Annotated in this window: 15 protein-coding genes; 9 read left to right on the forward strand and 6 right to left on the reverse strand. The window is 56.6% G+C overall.

Going from position 1 to position 17,819, the window contains the following annotated elements:
* Positions 1 to 57: 57 nt before the first annotated feature.
* Positions 58 to 537, reverse strand: coding sequence for a PTS sugar transporter subunit IIA (locus tag FHS27_RS26145; protein ID WP_009095083.1), 480 nt, complete (start codon positions 535 to 537; stop codon positions 58 to 60).
* A 69-nt stretch (positions 538 to 606) separates the two neighbouring features.
* Entirely contained in the window at positions 607 to 951 is a 345-nt protein-coding gene (gene hpf, locus FHS27_RS26150; protein WP_044251900.1) for a ribosome hibernation-promoting factor, HPF/YfiA family, read from the reverse strand.
* Between the two features lie 494 nt (positions 952 to 1,445).
* Here hpf and FHS27_RS26155 point away from each other — a divergent pair, with 494 nt between their 5' ends.
* The 3 genes from FHS27_RS26155 to mgtE are packed head-to-tail and all read left to right on the forward strand — an operon-like array spanning position 1,446 to position 4,223.
* Positions 1,446 to 1,736 (forward strand): hypothetical protein, encoded by a 291-nt coding sequence (locus FHS27_RS26155; protein ID WP_009095086.1) that lies wholly within the window; start codon positions 1,446 to 1,448, stop codon positions 1,734 to 1,736.
* The gene (locus FHS27_RS26160) at positions 1,733 to 2,833 is read left to right on the forward strand and encodes an agmatine deiminase family protein (RefSeq protein WP_184308634.1); all 1,101 of its coding nucleotides are present in this window, start codon (positions 1,733 to 1,735) and stop codon (positions 2,831 to 2,833) included. The genes FHS27_RS26155 and FHS27_RS26160 overlap by 4 nt, the downstream gene beginning before the upstream one ends.
* Before the next feature lie 40 nt (positions 2,834 to 2,873).
* Positions 2,874 to 4,223 (forward strand): magnesium transporter, encoded by a 1,350-nt coding sequence (gene mgtE, locus FHS27_RS26165; protein ID WP_184308636.1) that lies wholly within the window; start codon positions 2,874 to 2,876, stop codon positions 4,221 to 4,223.
* Positions 4,224 to 4,239: 16 nt separating this feature from the next.
* Here mgtE and FHS27_RS26170 read toward each other — a convergent pair whose 3' ends face one another.
* On the reverse strand, positions 4,240 to 4,791 hold the full coding sequence (locus FHS27_RS26170) for an RDD family protein (protein WP_184308638.1): 552 nt from the start codon (positions 4,789 to 4,791) through the stop codon (positions 4,240 to 4,242).
* A 216-nt stretch (positions 4,792 to 5,007) separates the two neighbouring features.
* On the opposite strand from FHS27_RS26170, the gene arfB reads away from it, so the two are divergent.
* The 4 genes from arfB (at position 5,008) to FHS27_RS26190 (ending at position 8,655) form a co-directional block, all read left to right on the forward strand.
* Positions 5,008 to 5,436 carry an alternative ribosome rescue aminoacyl-tRNA hydrolase ArfB gene (gene arfB, locus FHS27_RS26175; RefSeq protein ID WP_184308641.1) on the forward strand — a complete coding sequence of 143 codons (429 nt, stop codon included), beginning with the start codon at positions 5,008 to 5,010 and terminating at the stop codon, positions 5,434 to 5,436.
* 220 nt (positions 5,437 to 5,656) lie between these two features.
* On the forward strand, positions 5,657 to 6,391 hold the full coding sequence (locus tag FHS27_RS26180) for a UvrB/UvrC motif-containing protein (RefSeq protein ID WP_184308643.1): 735 nt from the start codon (positions 5,657 to 5,659) through the stop codon (positions 6,389 to 6,391).
* Between the two features lies 1 nt (position 6,392).
* The gene (locus FHS27_RS26185; protein WP_184308645.1) at positions 6,393 to 7,829 is read left to right on the forward strand and encodes an ATP-binding protein; all 1,437 of its coding nucleotides are present in this window, start codon (positions 6,393 to 6,395) and stop codon (positions 7,827 to 7,829) included.
* Between the two features lie 103 nt (positions 7,830 to 7,932).
* Positions 7,933 to 8,655, forward strand: coding sequence for a response regulator transcription factor (locus tag FHS27_RS26190; RefSeq protein WP_184308647.1), 723 nt, complete (start codon positions 7,933 to 7,935; stop codon positions 8,653 to 8,655).
* 11 nt (positions 8,656 to 8,666) lie between these two features.
* Here FHS27_RS26190 and FHS27_RS26195 read toward each other — a convergent pair whose 3' ends face one another.
* Both FHS27_RS26195 and FHS27_RS26200 read right to left on the reverse strand, forming a co-directional pair.
* A complete protein-coding gene (locus FHS27_RS26195) occupies positions 8,667 to 11,753 on the reverse strand; it encodes a VWA domain-containing protein (protein WP_184308649.1) in 3,087 nt (1,028 codons plus the stop codon).
* Positions 11,754 to 11,821: 68 nt separating this feature from the next.
* Positions 11,822 to 13,375 carry a nucleoside permease gene (locus FHS27_RS26200; protein WP_184308651.1) on the reverse strand — a complete coding sequence of 518 codons (1,554 nt, stop codon included), beginning with the start codon at positions 13,373 to 13,375 and terminating at the stop codon, positions 11,822 to 11,824.
* Positions 13,376 to 13,639: 264 nt separating this feature from the next.
* Here FHS27_RS26200 and FHS27_RS26205 point away from each other — a divergent pair, with 264 nt between their 5' ends.
* Together FHS27_RS26205 and FHS27_RS26210 are read left to right on the forward strand one after the other, a co-directional pair.
* The gene (locus FHS27_RS26205) at positions 13,640 to 14,422 is read left to right on the forward strand and encodes an ATP-binding cassette domain-containing protein (RefSeq protein ID WP_184308653.1); all 783 of its coding nucleotides are present in this window, start codon (positions 13,640 to 13,642) and stop codon (positions 14,420 to 14,422) included.
* A complete protein-coding gene (locus FHS27_RS26210) occupies positions 14,419 to 16,791 on the forward strand; it encodes an ABC transporter permease subunit/CPBP intramembrane protease (RefSeq protein WP_184308655.1) in 2,373 nt (790 codons plus the stop codon). Before FHS27_RS26205 ends, FHS27_RS26210 begins: the two co-directional genes overlap by 4 nt.
* On the opposite strand, the gene FHS27_RS26215 is transcribed toward FHS27_RS26210, so the two are convergent.
* Complete coding sequence (locus tag FHS27_RS26215) at positions 16,739 to 17,722, reverse strand: alpha/beta hydrolase (protein WP_184308657.1); 984 nt, start codon at positions 17,720 to 17,722, stop codon at positions 16,739 to 16,741. The two genes, FHS27_RS26210 and FHS27_RS26215, sit on opposite strands and share 53 nt — an antisense overlap.
* Positions 17,723 to 17,819: the final 97 nt, after the last annotated feature.

A 17,819-nucleotide genomic window follows, 5' to 3' on the forward strand; every position in this document is an offset into this window, starting at 1 on the left:
TGTAGTGGTCGTAAATTGCCCGAAGTCGCTGGGGTCGGCTACGTGGCGGTCTCTTCGTTAGCCAGCGGCGAACTGGTTGTCGTCGGCTTCTTGCAGCAGTTGTTGGATGTCGTCGGCCGTTTTGCTCTGTTTGAGGAATCGGCAGAACGATTCATCGCGAAGTTGCCGCGAGATGTTTTCAAGGGCCCGAAGGTGGTCGCCGGGGCGTTCGGGTGGGCTGATCAGAAGGAAGAACAGCTGAACGCGTTCGCCATCGAGTGAATCGAAGTCAACGCCGACTTCGCTGACACCAACGGTGCCGACGAGTTCCGGAACGCTGGGGTGTTTGGTGTGGGGGACGGCAACGCCGCGTCCGATACCGGTACTGCCGAGCTCTTCACGTTTCATGATTGCGGCAATGATGTCGTCGCGTTGGTCAGCGGCGATTTCGCCGGCATCCAACAGCGATTGGACGAGTTCATCGATTACAGCCTCTTTGGTGGTGGACTGCAGGTTGGCGCGGATCGCGTCTTTCTTGACAAAGTCAGAGAACTTCATAGCAAAGTGGTTGTCTTGGGTTGGGATGGGATGTATTTCGGAAGGCCGGCGAGTCGAGGGAGTTTTGGTCTACTCTTCTTCGCCGGCGTCTGCTGTTTCGACGTGTTTGTGTGCCGCGGTCCGGTTTCCGGTTTTGCGTGCTTTGAGCTTGCGTAATTGCTGCTCGACTTTGGGAATCGCATTATCCAACGCCGCGAGGACGTTGCTTGCTTCAGCTCGAGCGATGGAGTCTTCAGCGTGCTCGGCGGAAACCTTTATTTCGACGACTGGCTTGTCTAGTTGTTTCAAGTCAATCGTGACCTCGATCGCGTTGATCCGGTCATACAATCGCCGAAGCTTGATTGCCTTTTCCTCAATCAGATCCTGGTCTCCAGGCTGAAGAGTGCCGTGGCGGGCTGAAACATTCACCTGCATGTTCAAACTCGTTTGATTAGAGAATCCGCTCGTCAATATTCCCGCATGCTTGGTCGAAACCGGCTTACGGTCGGTGTCTCTAGCGGTCAGAGAACATCGATGTTCATCTGGGATTGATCGGGGATCAATTAGTGTGACGACCGCGGGAGAGTAAACAACAGCCTAGCTGAATCTAGGCGTTCCGAATAGCGATCCTAGGGGTCATTTTTGCTCATGGAGTGAAATTCTGTCGCACTTGAATGGCGGGATTGCGAGAAACGGGGCAGTCTCGGCGGTATTTCTCCTAACTTTTCTCCACCGCGTCCCCATGACAAAACGCGTTGCAGCGGATAACCTTCGTGATCTGTTTCATCCAGGCCTCGTGATCTGATGTCCCTCCCCTGCTCTGCTGCTTTGTCCTCTCGACAAGAGCCCGGCATCGAAGGGGTGAATCTGATCCCGCATTGGGTGGATTTCCCGTGAACCACATCCACTAACCCCCACAGCTGAGATTTATGGCTCGGAAGGTCGTCAATCGGCAGGCAAAAGCAGCCGAAGCAGATGCTGCTGAAAAGCTGGCAGCCGAGGTCAAACGCAAGAAAGCCTCCAAACGCAAAACCAAAAAGGCTGCCGCTGATGTGCGGTTGCGCCTCTATTGGGGCGTTTTCAGCCAAAACCTCAAGCGGGTCGCCGTTTTTGATTTTGACAAGCAATCGGAGGCCGTTAAGCGAGCCGAAGAGTTGAGCAAAGGTGGCAAGTCGCCACACTTTGTCCAGAAGGTCAAAGAAGAGATCAAGCCCGAGTGAGTTTGGGCGTTACCCATTCTTTGGCGGGCGGGAACGATGTTTCTCGGCCGCCGCGTCGTTTCCCGGCGCAGTGGGAACCCTGTGACGCCGTTTGGTTGGCGTGGCCGCATAACCTGGAAACTTGGCCAGGTCATTTCGAAGGGATTCCCGAAGCCTTTGGCGTCTTTGCTCACGCGATCGCGGAGTCAACGCCGGTTAAAATTCTTGCAAGCGGTCATCTCGCCGATCAGTGCCGCCGAGTGCTTCAGGTGACCTCTTCGAGCGGGACCAGTCGCCCGTCCGCCCGTGATATCGAAATTGTTGATATCCCTACGAACGATTGTTGGATTCGCGATTTCGGGCCGACGTTCGTGCATGAAGGCGACAGATTGCTCGCCGTCAATTGGCACTTCAACGCGTGGGGGGGGAAGTACGAACCTCATGACCTCGATCAGGCGGCCGGGGCGAAGATCGCACGTTCAGCGGGTTTGAGGTGTTTGAAAGCGGAGCTCACCTTGGAGGGCGGCGCGCTGGAGACTGATGGTTCGGGACGGCTGCTCGTTCATTCGGCATGTGTGCTCGACGATAATCGCAATCCCGGGGTGTCGGCGCAGCAACTGGCTGAACGGTTCTATCAGTATCTCGGGATTGATGAAATTGCTTGGGTCGACGGGGGTTTGATTCCCGGTGACGATACCGATGGGCATATTGACCAAATCGCTCGATTTGTTGATCGGGAGAATGTGGTGGTCGCGGTCGCTGAGAGTGAGGACGTGCCGTTTGCCGAGGCACTCGAAGCCAACTTCCGTCAGATTCGTTTGTGGGCCAAGCAGACCAGTCCCGAGGTGACGGCTCATCGGCTGCCGGTTCCGCCGCCTCGAACGGTCGATGGGCATAGTGTTCCGCAGAGTTACTGTAATTTTTTAAGGCTCGGACCCGATCGAATCCTCATTCCCACTTTCGCTCATGCGGCGAGTGACGAGCGGGCAATCGGTATTTTGCAGGAGCTCTGTCCCGGGGTGGAGGTTCAGGGCGTTCCGTGCGAGAAAATTGCGTGGGGGTTGGGTGCGTTGCATTGTGCAAGTTGCCATCAGCCCGCCCCGCCGATCGTAGCCTAGTCGCAATTAGTCGCATTCATCCAATCTATGGGACCGTCATTTGGTCAATACTCTTTTCCTGCCTGAACTGCGCGAAATGCTCGCGTTCGAGCAAGAGGCTGAGCTTCGTGAATTTTGTGTTGCGCTAAATCCCGGGCGCACGGCCGAGTTCATGGAAGGGCTCGATGACGCGGAGATGTGGAGGGTGTTGCAGTACGCCGAACCAGATCGGCGGGCTGAAATCTTCAGCTACTTCGACGAAAGCCGGCAGCTCTCAATGCTCGCCAGTGAGCCCGCCGATCAGACGGCGGTGCTGATTGAGGAGATTCCTGAGGATGATCGCGTTGACTTGATTCAGGGGCTGCCCGCCGAGTCGGTTCATGAAATTCTGAAGTTGCTGCCGGCGAGTGAACGCCGCAACATCGAGCGATTGCGTTCGTTTGCCGAAGGGACTGCCGGTGCGTTGATGACCACGGAGGTCGCCAAGTTGGGCGAACGACTGACCGTGGTCGAGGCGCTTGATGAGTTGGGCAGGCAGGCGAGCGATCTCGAGACGATCTATTACCTCTATGTCGTCGACGATAACAACTTGCTGCGCGGGATCGTTTCGACGCGGCAGTTGGTTTCGTCGCTCAAGAATAAGTCGATCACGCTCGGCGAAATGATGGAAACCGACGTGGTCGTTGCGCTCGCTGGAGAGGACCAGGAGTCGGTCGCCGAAAAGGTCGAACGGTTTAATTTGCTGGCGATTCCGGTTATCGATTCGGGCCGCCAAATGCTCGGCATTATCACGCACGATGATGTGATTGATGTCGTTCGTGAAGAGTTGACTGAGGACGCCCAGCGGATTGCGGCGGTTGCGCCCTTGGAGGGCGACTTTCTGCAGATCGGTTTGTTGGTGCTGTCGTATAAGCGAGGGTTGTGGTTAACGATCTTGTTCTTTGCGGCCTTGTTGACCGCGTTCGCGTTGCGGCATTACGAGGCCGAGTTGGCGGTCCACGGTTGGCTGGTCTGGTTTATCCCGTTGATTATCAGTTCGGGTGGGAACTCGGGCAGCCAGTCGGCCACCCTGGTTATCACCGCGATGACGGGCGGCGAAGTGAAACTGACTGATTTGCCGAAGGTGCTTTCGCGTGAAGTCTGCGTTTCGCTGTTGCTCGGTGGGTTCCTGTCGATGATCGGATTTGGCGTCGCGATCTTTGTTGCCCCAACGGTTTTGGCCGCGACGGTAATCCCCGTGACTTTGGTGTCAGTCATCTTTTGTGGGTGTTTGTGTGGCGTGACGTTACCGATCATGTTTAAGCGATTGGGGTTAGACCCCGCGCTGATGAGCAATCCCTTCGTTGCGGGGATTGTCGATATCCTTGGCATTGTGATTTACATCAACGTCGCGCGAATTGTATTGGGATGAAACAGCGCGGTTGCGCTTATACAGTTGGTTCGTGGTGGACCACGCGTGGGTAGGCCAGCGTGAGTCCTAGGCCGCAGTAGCGGGCCAAGTGCATTGGCGCCGTTCCGGCGGGGTGTGCGTTTTGCCGGACGACATAGGTGCCAGCCAAGCAGTCTCGTATCGTTTGGCGTTCCGTGTCGGCCGCGATCCAGACAAGGTCCATCAGGAAATTGACGGGACCGAAGCCCCACATCAGCATTCGAAACGTCATCGTCAAGAGAGACGGTTGGACACCCGTGGTCGTTGTGATGCGAAGGTCGGCTAGCCGGTATCCGAGTGTTCGAAAGCGTGAACGTTTCAGTACAGTGAGATAAATCCACGCGAGGACGAGGGAGCCGAAAATCGATGCGACAGTGAAGTCGGTATCAGGCCAGATTGTTTCAGCAAATGTCATCGCGATCAGCGTTGCGAAGCTCAGCAATATCAGGACGAACGAATCGATCAGCATCACAATGACTCGGCGCGTGAACCCTGCGTAGTCGTCCTGGTGGAAGAAGATGCCGTCGCCAAGGGAATGATCGGTGGTCATCGGTGCGGGGCTCTCGCGGTGTGGCGGGATATGGCACGAGGGGATGTTTCATCGTAGCAAGATTGCCGAAGGTCGAGTATGGTTTTTGAGGGCGGGCCCGGCTTACCGGGTGATTCGTAGTGCGTCGTTCGCGGTTTGGATTTGCGAACCTGTGGCATCGTTTTCGCTCTCTATTGTTTCGCTTAAGAAGAAAAATGTTGTCTCGATCGCATACTCATGTCTGATTTGACCGTCACGAAACGATTCACGATTCCGGAAGCGGAGCTTTCATGGTCGGCGACGCGGAGCAGCGGGCCGGGCGGGCAGAACGTGAACAAGGTGAATTCCAAGGTCACGCTTCGTTGGGTGCCCAAGACGCAACCCGGGTTTGACGATGGTTGGCGTCACCGATTTGAGTCGCGATTTTCGACCCGTATCAATCGCGAAGGCGAATTGGTCCTTCATAGCGAAAAAACTCGAGATCAGATTCGCAATTTGGCGGATGCTCGATCCCGTCTCGTTGCGATGTTGCTTGAGTGTCGATTGCCTCCGAAAACCCGCACGCCGACGCGTCCAACGTTGGGTAGTAAAAAACGCCGTGTGGAAGGAAAACGGCGTCAATCGCAAAAGAAACGATTGCGTGGCAGTCCCGGTCGCGACGACTGATCCGGTTGGCCGCTTGGTCCGGGGAGCGACGAATGAAGGTTCACCTGGGGCAATACGGTGATATACTAGAGTGTTGGGTCGAGTCCGATCCCGTCGAAGGCCTTGGGGATCGAGTGTTTCCGGGGGCGGCGACATCGAAGGTTTTTGCGTGTCTCGGCTACGGCACGACGCAGATGCTTTCTGTTTTAGCAATCAATACGCACTCTCAATTAATTCATTCATGAAACGCCCCCGGCACCTGGACGATCTGTTGAAGCGATGGGCATTCGACCCGGCAACTCTCAATGTTCGCATGATCAAAGGTAAGGACGACCGAGACGTCTTGCAGATGCGTGTTGACATGGGGATTTTGCAGCTCGAAACGACGGGGCGGCCAGACGGTGAGTTGATCAATGGGTCCGATAGCTATCTCGAACATTTGAATTTGTGCCGGCTCAATGAGCCGGAGTACGAACTCACTGAGCGTGATTGCAATGAGATCGATCGAGAGTTCATGCAGTTTTATCACCGACGGATTTGTTGGCTGAGGTTGCAGTTTTATCATCGCGCGGTGATGGACGCTGATCATACGCTGCGGCTGATGGATTTATGCGAAGATATGTCGGATGATCCGGAGTGGTCGTCGACTCACGAGCAGTATCGACCGTTCGTTTTGTTTCACCGCACGCAGGCCGAGGCACTCGGCGAGCTCGAAGAGAACACGCCCGAGGAAGCGATCCAAGCGATCAATCGAGGGTTGGAGACACTGCGTGCGTTCTTTGTAAAGCACGATGCGGAAGAGCACTTTGACGAAGACGAGTTGATTGTCCGTCTGGTGGAATTACGTGAATCGTTGCGAACGGAGTATTCGGTAGGCCAAACGCTTCGTGAACGTCTCGAGCATGCTGTTGAGCAGGAACATTATGAGTTAGCGGCGAAGTTGCGAGACGAGCTGACGAGGCGAGAAACGCACTAAAATGGTGTTGATTTCCCATGCACCCTTAGGCTCGTCGACATGGTTGTTGCGTTTGCGTTCGTTCGCGAGCATTGGCCAGCTGATCGCGATCGTGTTGGCAAACCCGGTCACGTCGACGGCGTTGCCGCTGGTCCCGTTGTTGGTGTTTGTTGCGCTGACTGCGTGCACGAACTTTGTATATGGATGGTGGCTGTCACGCTACGAACATGGCGTCGTTGTCGACGCCAACAGCGTGATTCCATTGCGGGTCGCGTTTGCGTTAATGGCGCTCGATCTCGTGACGCTGACGGCGATGCTGTATTTCAGTGGCGGTGCTGATAACCCGTTCTGTTTTTTCTACTTTGTGAACCTCGCCGTCGGTGGGGTGATGTTGCAGCCGGTGGCCGCGTGGGCGTTGACGGGGCTCGCGGTGCTGGGCTATTCGGTTTTGCTGCTCGAGTCGTGGCCGGTGCGTGGGCTCAGCGTGCAGACGATCGATCCTTCCCCCGTGCATTTGGGCGAGTTGGGAATGCGGGATATCGCTTCTTTGCTTGCGTTTGTCGCGTGTGGAACGGTGATCACGTACTTCGTCGCGCGTACGTCTCGGCAACTGCGTGATCGCGAAGAGGATTTGCGACGGAGTCAATCGGAGCGGGCCGACGCGATGCGCCTGGAAGGACTGACGACTCTTGCTGCGGGAGCAGCACACGAATTGGCAACGCCGCTGTCGACGATTGACGTTGCGTGCCGTGAACTCACTCGCCATCTCGAGTCGGTGGCGAAGCCGGAGTCGATTGACGAAGATCTGCGATTGATCGATGGACAGTTGCATATGTGTCGACAGATTCTCGCTCGCATGCGATCTGCCGCGGGAGATGCGGTCGCCGATCAGTGGAACCGCACGACCCTCGGTGAATTGATCGATACCACACTCGATGGTATCCGGGACCCGCACCGAGTCGAAATTCTCGAACCGGCGGGAGCCTGGGTGTTGGATCCAGAGCATGAGACGGCGACGGTCGATTCCCGAGGCGGTGAGATTGCCGGAGGCGGTGAGATTGATTTGGACACGCCGGCGTGGGAACGGCAGCCGATGTGGTTGCCCGAAGAAGCGGTTGCCCAGGCGATTCGGAATTTGATTCACAACGCTTTGGACGCCAGTGGCGCCGACGAGACGGTAACTGTGCAGGCGGAGCGGAACGGGAAAGAGGTGACTCTTCGCGTCGTCGATCAAGGGCACGGGATGTCGAGCGATGTCGTGGATCGGGCTGGAGACCCGTTTTTTACGACGAAGGAGCCGGGGCGCGGAATCGGATTGGGGCTGTTTCTGACTCGCAACGTGATCACGCGACTCGGTGGTCGGCTGAGTTTCGACAGCGTCCCAGGAGAGGGGACGACAGCGACGGTTGCGTTGCCATTGGCCAGCACGGTGAGATCAAAACCGCGGTACCGGGGCTGAAAAGCTCGCGTTCTGGCCGTTGGGGTGTTGAAAAAATGGCCCGCGACGACGATGCTTTAGGCACGTGCATTTGCTTCTCTCCATTTATTATGCGGCGTTACTTGTGAGTTTTTCACCTGAATACCCAGACCCTTCCGATGCATGTACCGCTGAAACGGTAGGGGCAAAGTCGATCATGCTGGTCGACGACACGGAAGTTCTTCGCGAACGGCTTGCTATGGCGATGCGAAGCCGTGGCTTAGAAGTACGAACGGCCGGGAATTTCGACGAGGCGGTGAGCGTTTTTACTCACGCTCCGACCGATTTGGCGGTTTTGGATTTGCGAATGCCTGGCCGCAGCGGCTTAGATTTGCTGCGTAAGCTTTTGCAAATCAAACCCGATTGCCGCATCATCATGTTGTCCGGATTCGGCAGTATTCCGGCGTCCATCGATGCTGTTCGAGCCGGTGCGGTTAACTTTCTCAGCAAGCCCGCCGATGCGGACGACATCCTCTCTGCGTTTGTTCGTGGTGAAGAACCGTTGGTGCCTGAGGGAGGTCTCGCGTTCCCTGCCCCGTCGCTGGCACGCAACGAATGGGAGCATATCCACCGAGTGCTCGCTGATTGCAATAACAACATTTCGGAGGCGGCTCGCCGGCTAGGTATTCACCGCCGGTCGCTGCAACGGAAGCTCCGCAAGCGTGCTCCCCTGGATCCGAAGTTGCCTGGCGCCGATGAGTTTTTTGAAGGCGAAGAAGGCTTCGATGATCACGATGACGATCATGTCGATGGTGCCGCCGACGATGGCAGCGGCGGTGATGACGCTACGCCTGACGCGAACGACTGAGTCGTCGACGTTTACTTCTTACGAGCACGCCGCTTGGCTTCGAGGAGTCGTTCGGTGTAGCTGGATTCGGAGGTAGGTTCTTTCGCGGTGTCGGAGGAATCATTGGCTATCTCCGATTTCCCTGGCAGCGTTGTTTCCGCTGGTCCGCCTTTCGTGCCGATGCCGGCGGGAACAGATGTCGGGTCAAACCGCGTACCAGATCGCCGGGCCGCACTTGAGGCGTTGATCGCGTCTTTTTGTTGTTTGAGTTGGTCGAGCCGGGCGACCGTCGCGAGCTCAGGCTGCCCTTTGCCTGTCCATTGATCCCACCATGTTTTGAGAAAGCCGAATCGGATCGCGACGCGGCGGACGAGCACGTCGGTGAAGAACAGTCCGGCCGCAATCAAAACAAACCATGGCCAAGCGTCGCGGATACGGCGTGCCAGCGGGAGGCCACCACGGAAGGCGTCACTCGCGAGGACCGCATCGGATACCTGTTCGTCGAGCGGCGCCGTGACTTCTCCGGGTTGTCCCCCTTTGGGACTGAGTGATGCCAACTGAGCCATCAGTGCTTGGTTGGATTGGCGATAGCGAAACTCGTCGCTGTAAGGGACCGTCACTCCGGTGCTCAGGGGAGCGTTGCCGGATCCCGGTAAGACGTTGACGAAGTACGTTCCCGCTCGATCGATCGGAAAGCTGCCGGAGTATCTTCCCGGTGCTACTTGTTCCATCCGAAGCGGGAGCGGTTCGAGAGACGGATCGAGTACCGAGCCCGCAACCTCGAGGAAGTTCAAGAATTGATCGTCGTCGCTGAGTGCCGTCACGATCACATCGACTTGGCCGTCATTGACTTGGGTCGCCAGTGAAAATTGACCCGTGTCGCCGGTTGGCCGCATTAGCCAACGCACGAGTTGTGAATGCAACTTCTCGTAGCCCGGCCATTGTACCCATTCGGCTGCCCATCGTTGTCCGGCGTCCGTGGTCAGCACGGCGGTACGGCCGAGGCCATAGTTCCATGTCGCCAGGACAGTTGCGTTTTCCGGAGTCTCTGGTTTGGGGGAGCGCAGGACGACCTGTGCCAGCGGGCTGGATTTGGTCTGCGTCATCACGAACCCGCGGATCGGCGGGATTGCAGTATCGATTCCGTCGAGGGCGACATGCGGGAACACAACCTCAGGCAGTGCGCCGCCTTCGGGTTCGAAAACAAGTGGCCTCGATACCCGCCGGGCTTCGCGTTGGAAGATCGCGGGGAGTGCTCGGCCTGATTTCACCTCGTAGTATTTGCCTCCGGTGGATTGAGCGATCTTTCGCAATTGCGTGCTGCCGGTCGTTCCGTGGGATTCGACGGCGACGGTGCTGACCGTGATGTTGTTGTCTTTGAATGCCTTGATGACGCCGGAGGAAGGAGGGCTCGGATCGCCGTCACTGATGATGATGCAGTGCTTCATTGCGGCGCTGGTTCGGGCCAATCCAGCGACAGCCATTCGCATCGCGGGATCAAATTCAGGCATGTCCCCGGGGGTCATTCGTCCGAGTGACGCGAGCATCGCTTTTCGATTCGGTCCGACTTGCAGCAAGCCTTTGGATCCGCCCCAGAGCCATTTGTCACCGCTTGGCGACCAGTGCAAAACGCCCGCGAGGTCAGACCCACCGAGTTGTGTGATCGCAGCCTCGGCAATCTTCTTTTGCCAGTAGTTCCCCTGTGCCATTTCACTGGCGTGCATGATCAACGCGAGTGCCCCGACGGCGTTCACTTTGGCATTGCGGATCTTGAAATCAACGGGCATGGCCTTTTCGATTTCGGTGCCCGTCCAACCGCCGGCGCCGAGTGCATCGGGGCCTCCGATCATCATTAAGCCGGCACCGAGTTGTTGTGTGTTGCGGACCAGCATCTCGATCTGTGCGTCGGTGAACGATGAGACTTTATTGGAACTGTCGCTGTCGACGCGTGGCACACCACCGAGGATAACAGCGTCGTAGGGTTGCAGTTCCGCGATCGATCCAAACAATCGATCGGTCGACATCGGCGTGACTTCGATGTTCGCGTCGCGAAGTGCGGACATCATTAATTCGTAGTCATCCAGTTTGCCGGGCGAATGAATTAAGAGGATACGGCCTTTGCCGCGTACGTAGGTGTAGCCGGTGGCTGAGTTGTTTTGCGTGAGGACGTCGTCTGCCTCGGAGTCGGCAATGAACTCCGCTTCGTAGGTGTAGGCGGCAGGTTGGTCGATCGTGTGTCGCATCGGAAACACGTTCTTACCGGGGGCCAGCTCAATGGTTTGTTCGAGTAGCAGGGATTCTTCGCCACCGACTACCTGCTTCACTCTCAGGCGGCCACGGACGGGAGGTCCGGCGCCATCATCGTCTTGGCTGCTCGCGGCATCGTCGGTCCCCGTGCCGCTAGCGTTGCCGCGTTCGCCCTGGCGGTCGATCACGATCCGAGCTTCGAACGGTTGTCCTTTGCGGATGTTTGACGGCAGGTCGATCTTTTCGACGAGGACTTCTTCGCCGGCTTGCGAGATGACGGGGACGATGTCGATTCCGATTCCGGCGTCGGCCAAACGGCTGGCCATTGAGCGGGCCTGCCCGATGTTTTCGTTTCCGTCGGTAACGATGACGATTCGCCGCGCAGTGTCTTCGGGCATCGAAGCCTGGGCGAGGTTTAACGCCGCCTCGAGGTTGGTCGCGTCGGTGCGTTCGAGAAGGCTCTCGAGCCGTCGCATCGGCGGCACGTCATCGTCGTAGGGCGGAATCTCAATCGTCGCGTCGCGTCCGAACACGATCAGTCCTGCGCGGTCCCCGCGAGCATCGTTGCGGTGTTTCGAAACTGCTGCGATGACAAAGTCGAGCATTGCCGTCCGCTTCGTCAGCGGGATGCTCTCGCTCTGATCCAGAACGTACATGACCGTGACGCGGTCGCTCGTCCAGACGAGTTGGATGCCCGCCAACGCAGCGACGATCCCTGCCCAGACGAGTGTCCGGGCTAGTAACGCGACCCATCGGCGGACAGGGCCGAGAACGCCGAGATGTCGCCACCCCAAATACCAAATCAATGGCAGCACGGCGAGGCAAAGCAGATATCCGGGGGACTCGAAGCCGATGCGGAAAGGCAGTGACAAGGTGATGCTTGGAGGTGTGAGGTGCGGGAGGCGGACACCCTCCAGTGTACCGTCTTTATCCGAGCGAGTTAGCTGTTTCCGTCGCTACCAGTTTTCGTGCGATCCCAGAACGAGACCGCGAACAGCACGAAAATCGCAGCCGCCATGATTGCCGGCGACAGCCAGAAATCTCGCCACTGCGCCATTGTTTCAGCCAAGATCGCGGGGTCGAGGGATTCGGGCAGGCTCCGTGAAAACATTTTCGTAAATGTCTGCAGGAATGTCGACGAGGTCGCTTCACCCCTCGCCGCACTGAGTGCTTCGACGTACTGCGGCGCTGCGGTCACTTGGTTGCCGTAGTTTCCGAAGGTGAGGTTCAGCGGGATGAAGCCGAACAGGTTGCCGCCGGCCATGATGCGGTACCCGAAGAACATTCCGACACCCTGAGTTAAAAACACCAACAAACCTTGAGCCTGCCCGCGGATGGCCTTCGGTGCTTTCGCGTCGGTATACATGAACCCGGTGACGAAAAAGAAGTCATAGCAAATACCATGCAGCGCCACGGCGAGCAGCAGCATCCAGGTCGTTTGATCAGCCGCACCGAGTGCGAACAAGACATATCGGATGAACCAACAAGCCATCCCGACCAAAATCATGATCTTCACGCCGAGACGACGAAAGAAGAAAGGGATCAGCAACATGAAGATGATTTCAGACATTTGTCCGATCGTCATCGTGGCACCTGGTTCGGCAAAGCCGGTTTGATTCAGGTAGGTCGCCGTCATTCCGTAGTAGTACGCCAACGGGATGCAAATCAGCGTCGAGCAAACTGCGAAGACAAAGAAGTTCCAGTTGGCTAGCAGTTTGAAAGCGTCGACCATTAACAACGATCGAACGTCCATCGGTTGGCCACGCAACGGCGGTGGGGTGTTGGGTAAGAAGAAACACAACGCACCCAAGGCGAGTGAACTGGCCGCACCGAGCCAGAAGATGTTGTACGAAGCCGACCATCCAAGAATGCCGAGCGTCAATCCGGCGACGATCCAACCGATCGTGCCCCATACACGGATTTTGGGGAATTGGTCTTGGCTGGGGATGTGGGTGAACGCGATCGTGTTACCCAATCCCAGCGTTGGCATGTAGCACAACAAGTACGCGAGAATCATCCAAACGAGCGACTTGCCCGCGGTGTTATCGGCTGATTGAGTTGCCAGAAACGTGGCGGCGTCGTACGTTCCGTTCGCTTTCATTTCGGCAGCAGATTGTGCCGCAAAAGCAGACGCGCTTTCGGCCAATCCAGGAATGACCAGCATGATGCCGCCGCCGAGTAGCATCAGTGTTCCCATTACTTTCTCAGAAGAAAAGAACCGGTCGGCGACCAGTCCGAGGAACAGTGGCGCGAAAATCGCCGCTATCGGTGCCGACTCATACGCACCTCCGATGAAGGCACCTAGCAGGTGAGTGTCCATTGCCGCGGAGAGCGTTGCAAACCAGGAACCCCACGCGAAGAACTGCAAGAACATCATCGCGGAGAGCAGGATGATGATCGTCGATGGTTGCAGTGTGGTTAGGGGAACATCTGACTCACCGGAGGGCGAGACGGGTGCGTTGGAGGGTTCCGATTGAGCGGGCGTATCTTGCATGCGAGGGCCTTGTTGGCGGGACTTTAAATGCAGACGGCGGGGCCGCGAGTATAGCACTGTTTCGGCGATTCCGGCATGCGTCTATGGCCGGTTCTATTCGGCGTAATTACTACAACCCGATCGCCGCGCGACATCATCTGGGTCGAGGATGAATGCCGAGGCAACAATTCGTTCACCGACAATATTTTCGGCTTACGGTTGCTCAGAGCGTCTCATGTTCTACCAACGCAATTGTCCGCCGCCTCGCTAGCACCGCCGGCTTCTATGATCCAAGTTCAACATCTTACGAAAACCTACGAAGACCTTCGAAGAGGAAGGTTTCGGGCTGTCGATCACGTCAGCTTTACTGTCCGACCGGGCGAGATTTTCGGCTTGCTCGGTCCTAACGGGGCAGGCAAAACCACTGTCCTGCGAATCCTCTCGACCGTTCTCCGCCCCACATCGGGAATCGCGACGATCGACGGATACGACGTCGCCCACGAGCCCGCCGAGGTTCGACGGCGGATCGGATTTGTCAGCAACAACACCGCGATTTACGACCGTATGACGGCGTGGGAAATGGTGGAATACTTTGGCCGTCTGCACGGGATGGCGAGCGATGCACTTACTGAGCGACTCGAAAAACTATTCGACCAGTTACGGATGAACGAATTTCGCGATGTCCCCGGCGGCAAAATGTCGACGGGCATGCGTCAAAAAGTTTCGATCGCGCGGGCACTCGTCCACGATCCACCAGTACTGATCTTTGACGAAGCAACACTGGGGCTCGACGTGCTCGTTGCTCGCAATTTGCTCGGAGTGATCCGTGAACTGCGAGACGCCGGGAAGTGCCTCATCTTTTCGACTCACATCATGAGCGAAGTCGAGCGGTTGTGCGATCGAATCGCGATCATGCACCAAGGCCGTATTCTCGATTCGGGAACGCTCGACGAATTGACTCAGCGACACCAAGAGACTGACTTTGAGGAACTTTTCTTTTCGTTGCTCAGTTCACACGAAGACGCCACGCATACAATCGACGCACAAGGAATGGAGGTGGCACAGTGAGCCAATCGTCAAAGGAAAAACGTAAAACCGCTCAGCGAGCGGGGCGGCCTCGGTTTAATGCAATCCGATTGATCTACACGCGTGAGATGCGTGACCAACTGCGTGATCGGCGAACCTTGTTCACGATCGCAGTATTGCCGATGCTGCTGTATCCGTTAGTGGGCATGCTGTTGTTGCAGATCGCGCAGTTCACACGCCAACACACGATTTCGGTTTGCGTTATCGGTGTTGAGCATGTTACCGAAAATTTGGAATCGGTCGGTGCAGACTCGTTGGTTTCGCCATTGCTGGTAGTCCAGAACGAAGGGGATGATGAGGCAACGGAATCGGCGAGAGTTCATCCTTTGGGTGCGAGCGAGTTGACATCGTTCCGTTTCCCTAAAGCTCTTTGGGATTCCAATTCAAATATTGATGTGTACGCGTATCAAGCGGCCGAACTCTCTCGATCAGGTGATCTCGAAACACGGGCTCAGGATTGGGTGCGAGATCAAACGTTCGATTGTGTCGTTTGCGTGAATCAACCTCTCGCGGTGGACGTCTCCAATTTCTCCGCAGAAGATTTGGCCGGCGAAGCGGCTTCGATTGGTGTTTACTACAACGTCGCATCGGATCAATCGATGATTGCGAAAGATCGCATGGTGTCGATTTTGAATCGTTGGCGAGGCACATGGGTGCGGAGCCGATTGGCCGATGCCGGGGTCGAGCTCTCCGTGCTCGATCCGTTTCAAATTAATGATTGCGATATCGCACCGGAACGAACCCGCGAGGCGGCGTTTTGGTCGAAGTTACTGCCGTTTATTATGCTGGTTTGGGCTATGACAGGTGCCTTCTATCCGGCAATCGATTTGGTCGCTGGCGAGAAGGAGCGAGGGACACTCGAGACGTTGCTGTGCAGTCCCGCGTTGCGAGAAGAAATCGTTTGGGGCAAATTGGGCGCGGTCATGACGTTCAGCATGATGACGGCGATACTCAATGCCTCGTCGATGTTGGTTACGAGTTCGTTTGTGTTCAATCAAATCGGCGTCGGGCCTGCTGGATCTTCGATGGGGGCGCCGCCGTTAATCCCGATGCTGTGGTTGCTCGTCGCGCTGATTCCATTGTCGGCGCTGTTTAGTGCATTGGCTCTTGCCGTTGCCGCCATGGCCCGCAGTAGCAAAGAGGGGCAATACTACCTGATGCCATTAATGATGGTCACGTTGCCGCTCGTGTTATTGCCGATGTTGCCCGGCACGACGCTGAACCTCGGTACGAGTTTGATACCGGTGACAGGCATGTTTTTGTTGGTTCGTAGTTTGGTCGAGGGCCAGCACTTCGAGGCCTTAACGTTCTTGCCGATGGTTGCGGTTGTGACCTCCGGATGTTTGTACATTGCAACCCGTTGGGCGAAACGCCAATTCGAGTCGGAGTCGGTGCTCTTTGGCGATGGAGACCAATGGGAACTCGGCGCGTGGATGCGGCACTTGTGGCGCGACCGTCAACGCGCGGCGACTCCGACGATCGCGTTTGGTTGTGGTGCGGTTATTTTGGTCGCGTTGTTCTTCGGTAAGCTCGCCGTGACGGAGATGCCTGACACCTTTGGCGGTATCGCCAAATTAGTGTTCTTGCCACAGTTTGGTCTCATTCTCGCCCCGACGTTGTTGATGGCGACGATGATGACGACGTCGCTAAAGACGAGTCTTCGTTTGAACTCGGTGAATTGGCGAGTTTGGTCTCTGGTCTCGGTTCTGGCCGTGATGTTGCATCCGATCTACATGCAACTCGCGGGTTTGATCGGCGAAATGTACCCGCTCAGTCCACAGGCTCTCGAGGCGATGCGTCCCTTTGGTGAACACATCGCGTCGGCGCCGTGGTTGTCCGTGATTTTGTTGATGGCGGTCGTGCCGGCGATCTGTGAAGAACTCGCATTCCGCGGATTCATCTTCGGCGGTTTGGTGAGAAACAACAGTCCCGTGCGTGCGGTCTTGGTGACCGCGTTCATGTTCGGTATCTCTCACGGCGTGCTGCAACAATCCATTTCCGCAACCTTCATGGGAGTCCTCTTGGGCTGGGTCGCACTTCGTACCGGCAGCGTGTTGCCTGGAATCCTGATTCACTTCGGCAACAACGCTCTCTCGGTTTCGTTGGGACGTATCGCTGAACTTAAATTGCCAGGAATGCAAAACCTGATTTCGGTTGATGCGATCAGTCAGGCTCCACAGTACCATCCGATTTGGACGGGCTGTGCGTTGTTTGTTTCCGTCGCTTGTTTGATCGCGTTGTATCGGACCACTGCCGATTTGGATGTGATGGAAAACAATGACGTGCTCGCGGACCGAATCATCTCGGATCAACCGGTGCGAGATCCGTCTCTGAAGCAGTACGCGTCTTGATCGACTCGGATTCGAGTCTCCTGAGCTCCTCGATCGCTCGATCGAGTGTTGCTCGGGAGATCCGGTCGTTGTGATACATGTCGGGGACCTCGATCCACGACTTGTAGGGCGTGTTGAGGGAATCGAAAAGTTGTTTGCCGTTTTTCATTGGAACGATCCGATCGGGTGTTCCGTGGATCTGAACGACACAGCCTTTGAAGTCTTTCAATCGTGAGGCCGTGTCGAAACGGTTCCGCATCAGCCATCGTACTGGCAACCAAACGAACCGGTCGGCGCCGACGCTGACGGTGCTGTCGAACGTCCGATCCAAGACAAGCGAGTGCGGTGGGATGCCGCGTTCTTGCATCCGTTCAACCAACCCTCCCGCGATGCCACCGCCGAGTGAACGTGAATAGATCGTGATCTGTTCGTGTGGGACGTTGGTGATCTCGGACAACGTGTCGAGTGCAGATTGGGCATCGGCAATGCACGTTGATTCGGTAGGCGTGAAGTCTTCTCCCTGGAATCCTCGGTACTCGGCCGTTAATACGGTGGCGTTCATTGACTCGGAGAGGCGAGCGGTCCAGTCATCCATTTCCATCGCACGGATTTCGTTGCCGTGCAAGAACAGGATGACGCGATCAGCATCGCCTCGGACTAACAGCCTACCCTGCAGTTTCATCTGGTCTTCAGCGGTGTAGTCGAGCGTCGTGATCCGTCCGGTGATCGGATTGGCGGGGGTAAAACGCAGTGCGTCGAACGGTGGAGTGGGATCGAGATAGGCGCCGGGGAAGACCAATCGCGTTTCCATGAGGACCATCGCAAGGCAGATAACCACGTAGGCCACGGCCACGGTGATGGTCACGCTGCGAATTTGCTGCCACACGGTTCTCGCAGGTGGCTTGTTGGGTTGAGCGGGTGATGCGGATTCTGCTGAGGTGGCGTCTTGCATCGAGGTTACTTTGATCGAATGAGAGCGGAGAATGTGCGTTGTGGACGGCTGCGGGGTGCTAAGTTTGAAAGCTCAAATGTAGCCGATGTCGTCAGGT

The sequence above is a fragment of the Aporhodopirellula rubra genome (assembly GCF_014192335.1).
Taxonomy (GTDB): Bacteria; Planctomycetota; Planctomycetia; order Pirellulales; family Pirellulaceae; genus Rhodopirellula; species Rhodopirellula rubra.

What these genes read in the sequence shown, in the direction of transcription:
- FHS27_RS26145 (WP_009095083.1), bottom strand. Translation starts at nt 537, where the DNA reads ATGAAGTTCTCTGACTTTGTCAAGAAAGACGCGATCCGCGCCAACCTG.
- FHS27_RS26200 (WP_184308651.1), bottom strand. Translation starts at nt 13,375, where the DNA reads ATGCAAGATACGCCCGCTCAATCGGAACCCTCCAACGCACCCGTCTCG.
- FHS27_RS26215 (WP_184308657.1), bottom strand. Translation starts at nt 17,722, where the DNA reads ATGCAAGACGCCACCTCAGCAGAATCCGCATCACCCGCTCAACCCAAC.
- FHS27_RS26155 (WP_009095086.1), top strand. Translation starts at nt 1,446, where the DNA reads ATGGCTCGGAAGGTCGTCAATCGGCAGGCAAAAGCAGCCGAAGCAGAT.
- FHS27_RS26180 (WP_184308643.1), top strand. Translation starts at nt 5,657, where the DNA reads ATGAAACGCCCCCGGCACCTGGACGATCTGTTGAAGCGATGGGCATTC.
- hpf (WP_044251900.1), bottom strand. Translation starts at nt 951, where the DNA reads ATGCAGGTGAATGTTTCAGCCCGCCACGGCACTCTTCAGCCTGGAGAC.
- FHS27_RS26185 (WP_184308645.1), top strand. Translation starts at nt 6,393, where the DNA reads ATGGTGTTGATTTCCCATGCACCCTTAGGCTCGTCGACATGGTTGTTG.
- FHS27_RS26170 (WP_184308638.1), bottom strand. Translation starts at nt 4,791, where the DNA reads ATGACCACCGATCATTCCCTTGGCGACGGCATCTTCTTCCACCAGGAC.
- FHS27_RS26205 (WP_184308653.1), top strand. Translation starts at nt 13,640, where the DNA reads ATGATCCAAGTTCAACATCTTACGAAAACCTACGAAGACCTTCGAAGA.
- arfB (WP_184308641.1), top strand. Translation starts at nt 5,008, where the DNA reads ATGTCTGATTTGACCGTCACGAAACGATTCACGATTCCGGAAGCGGAG.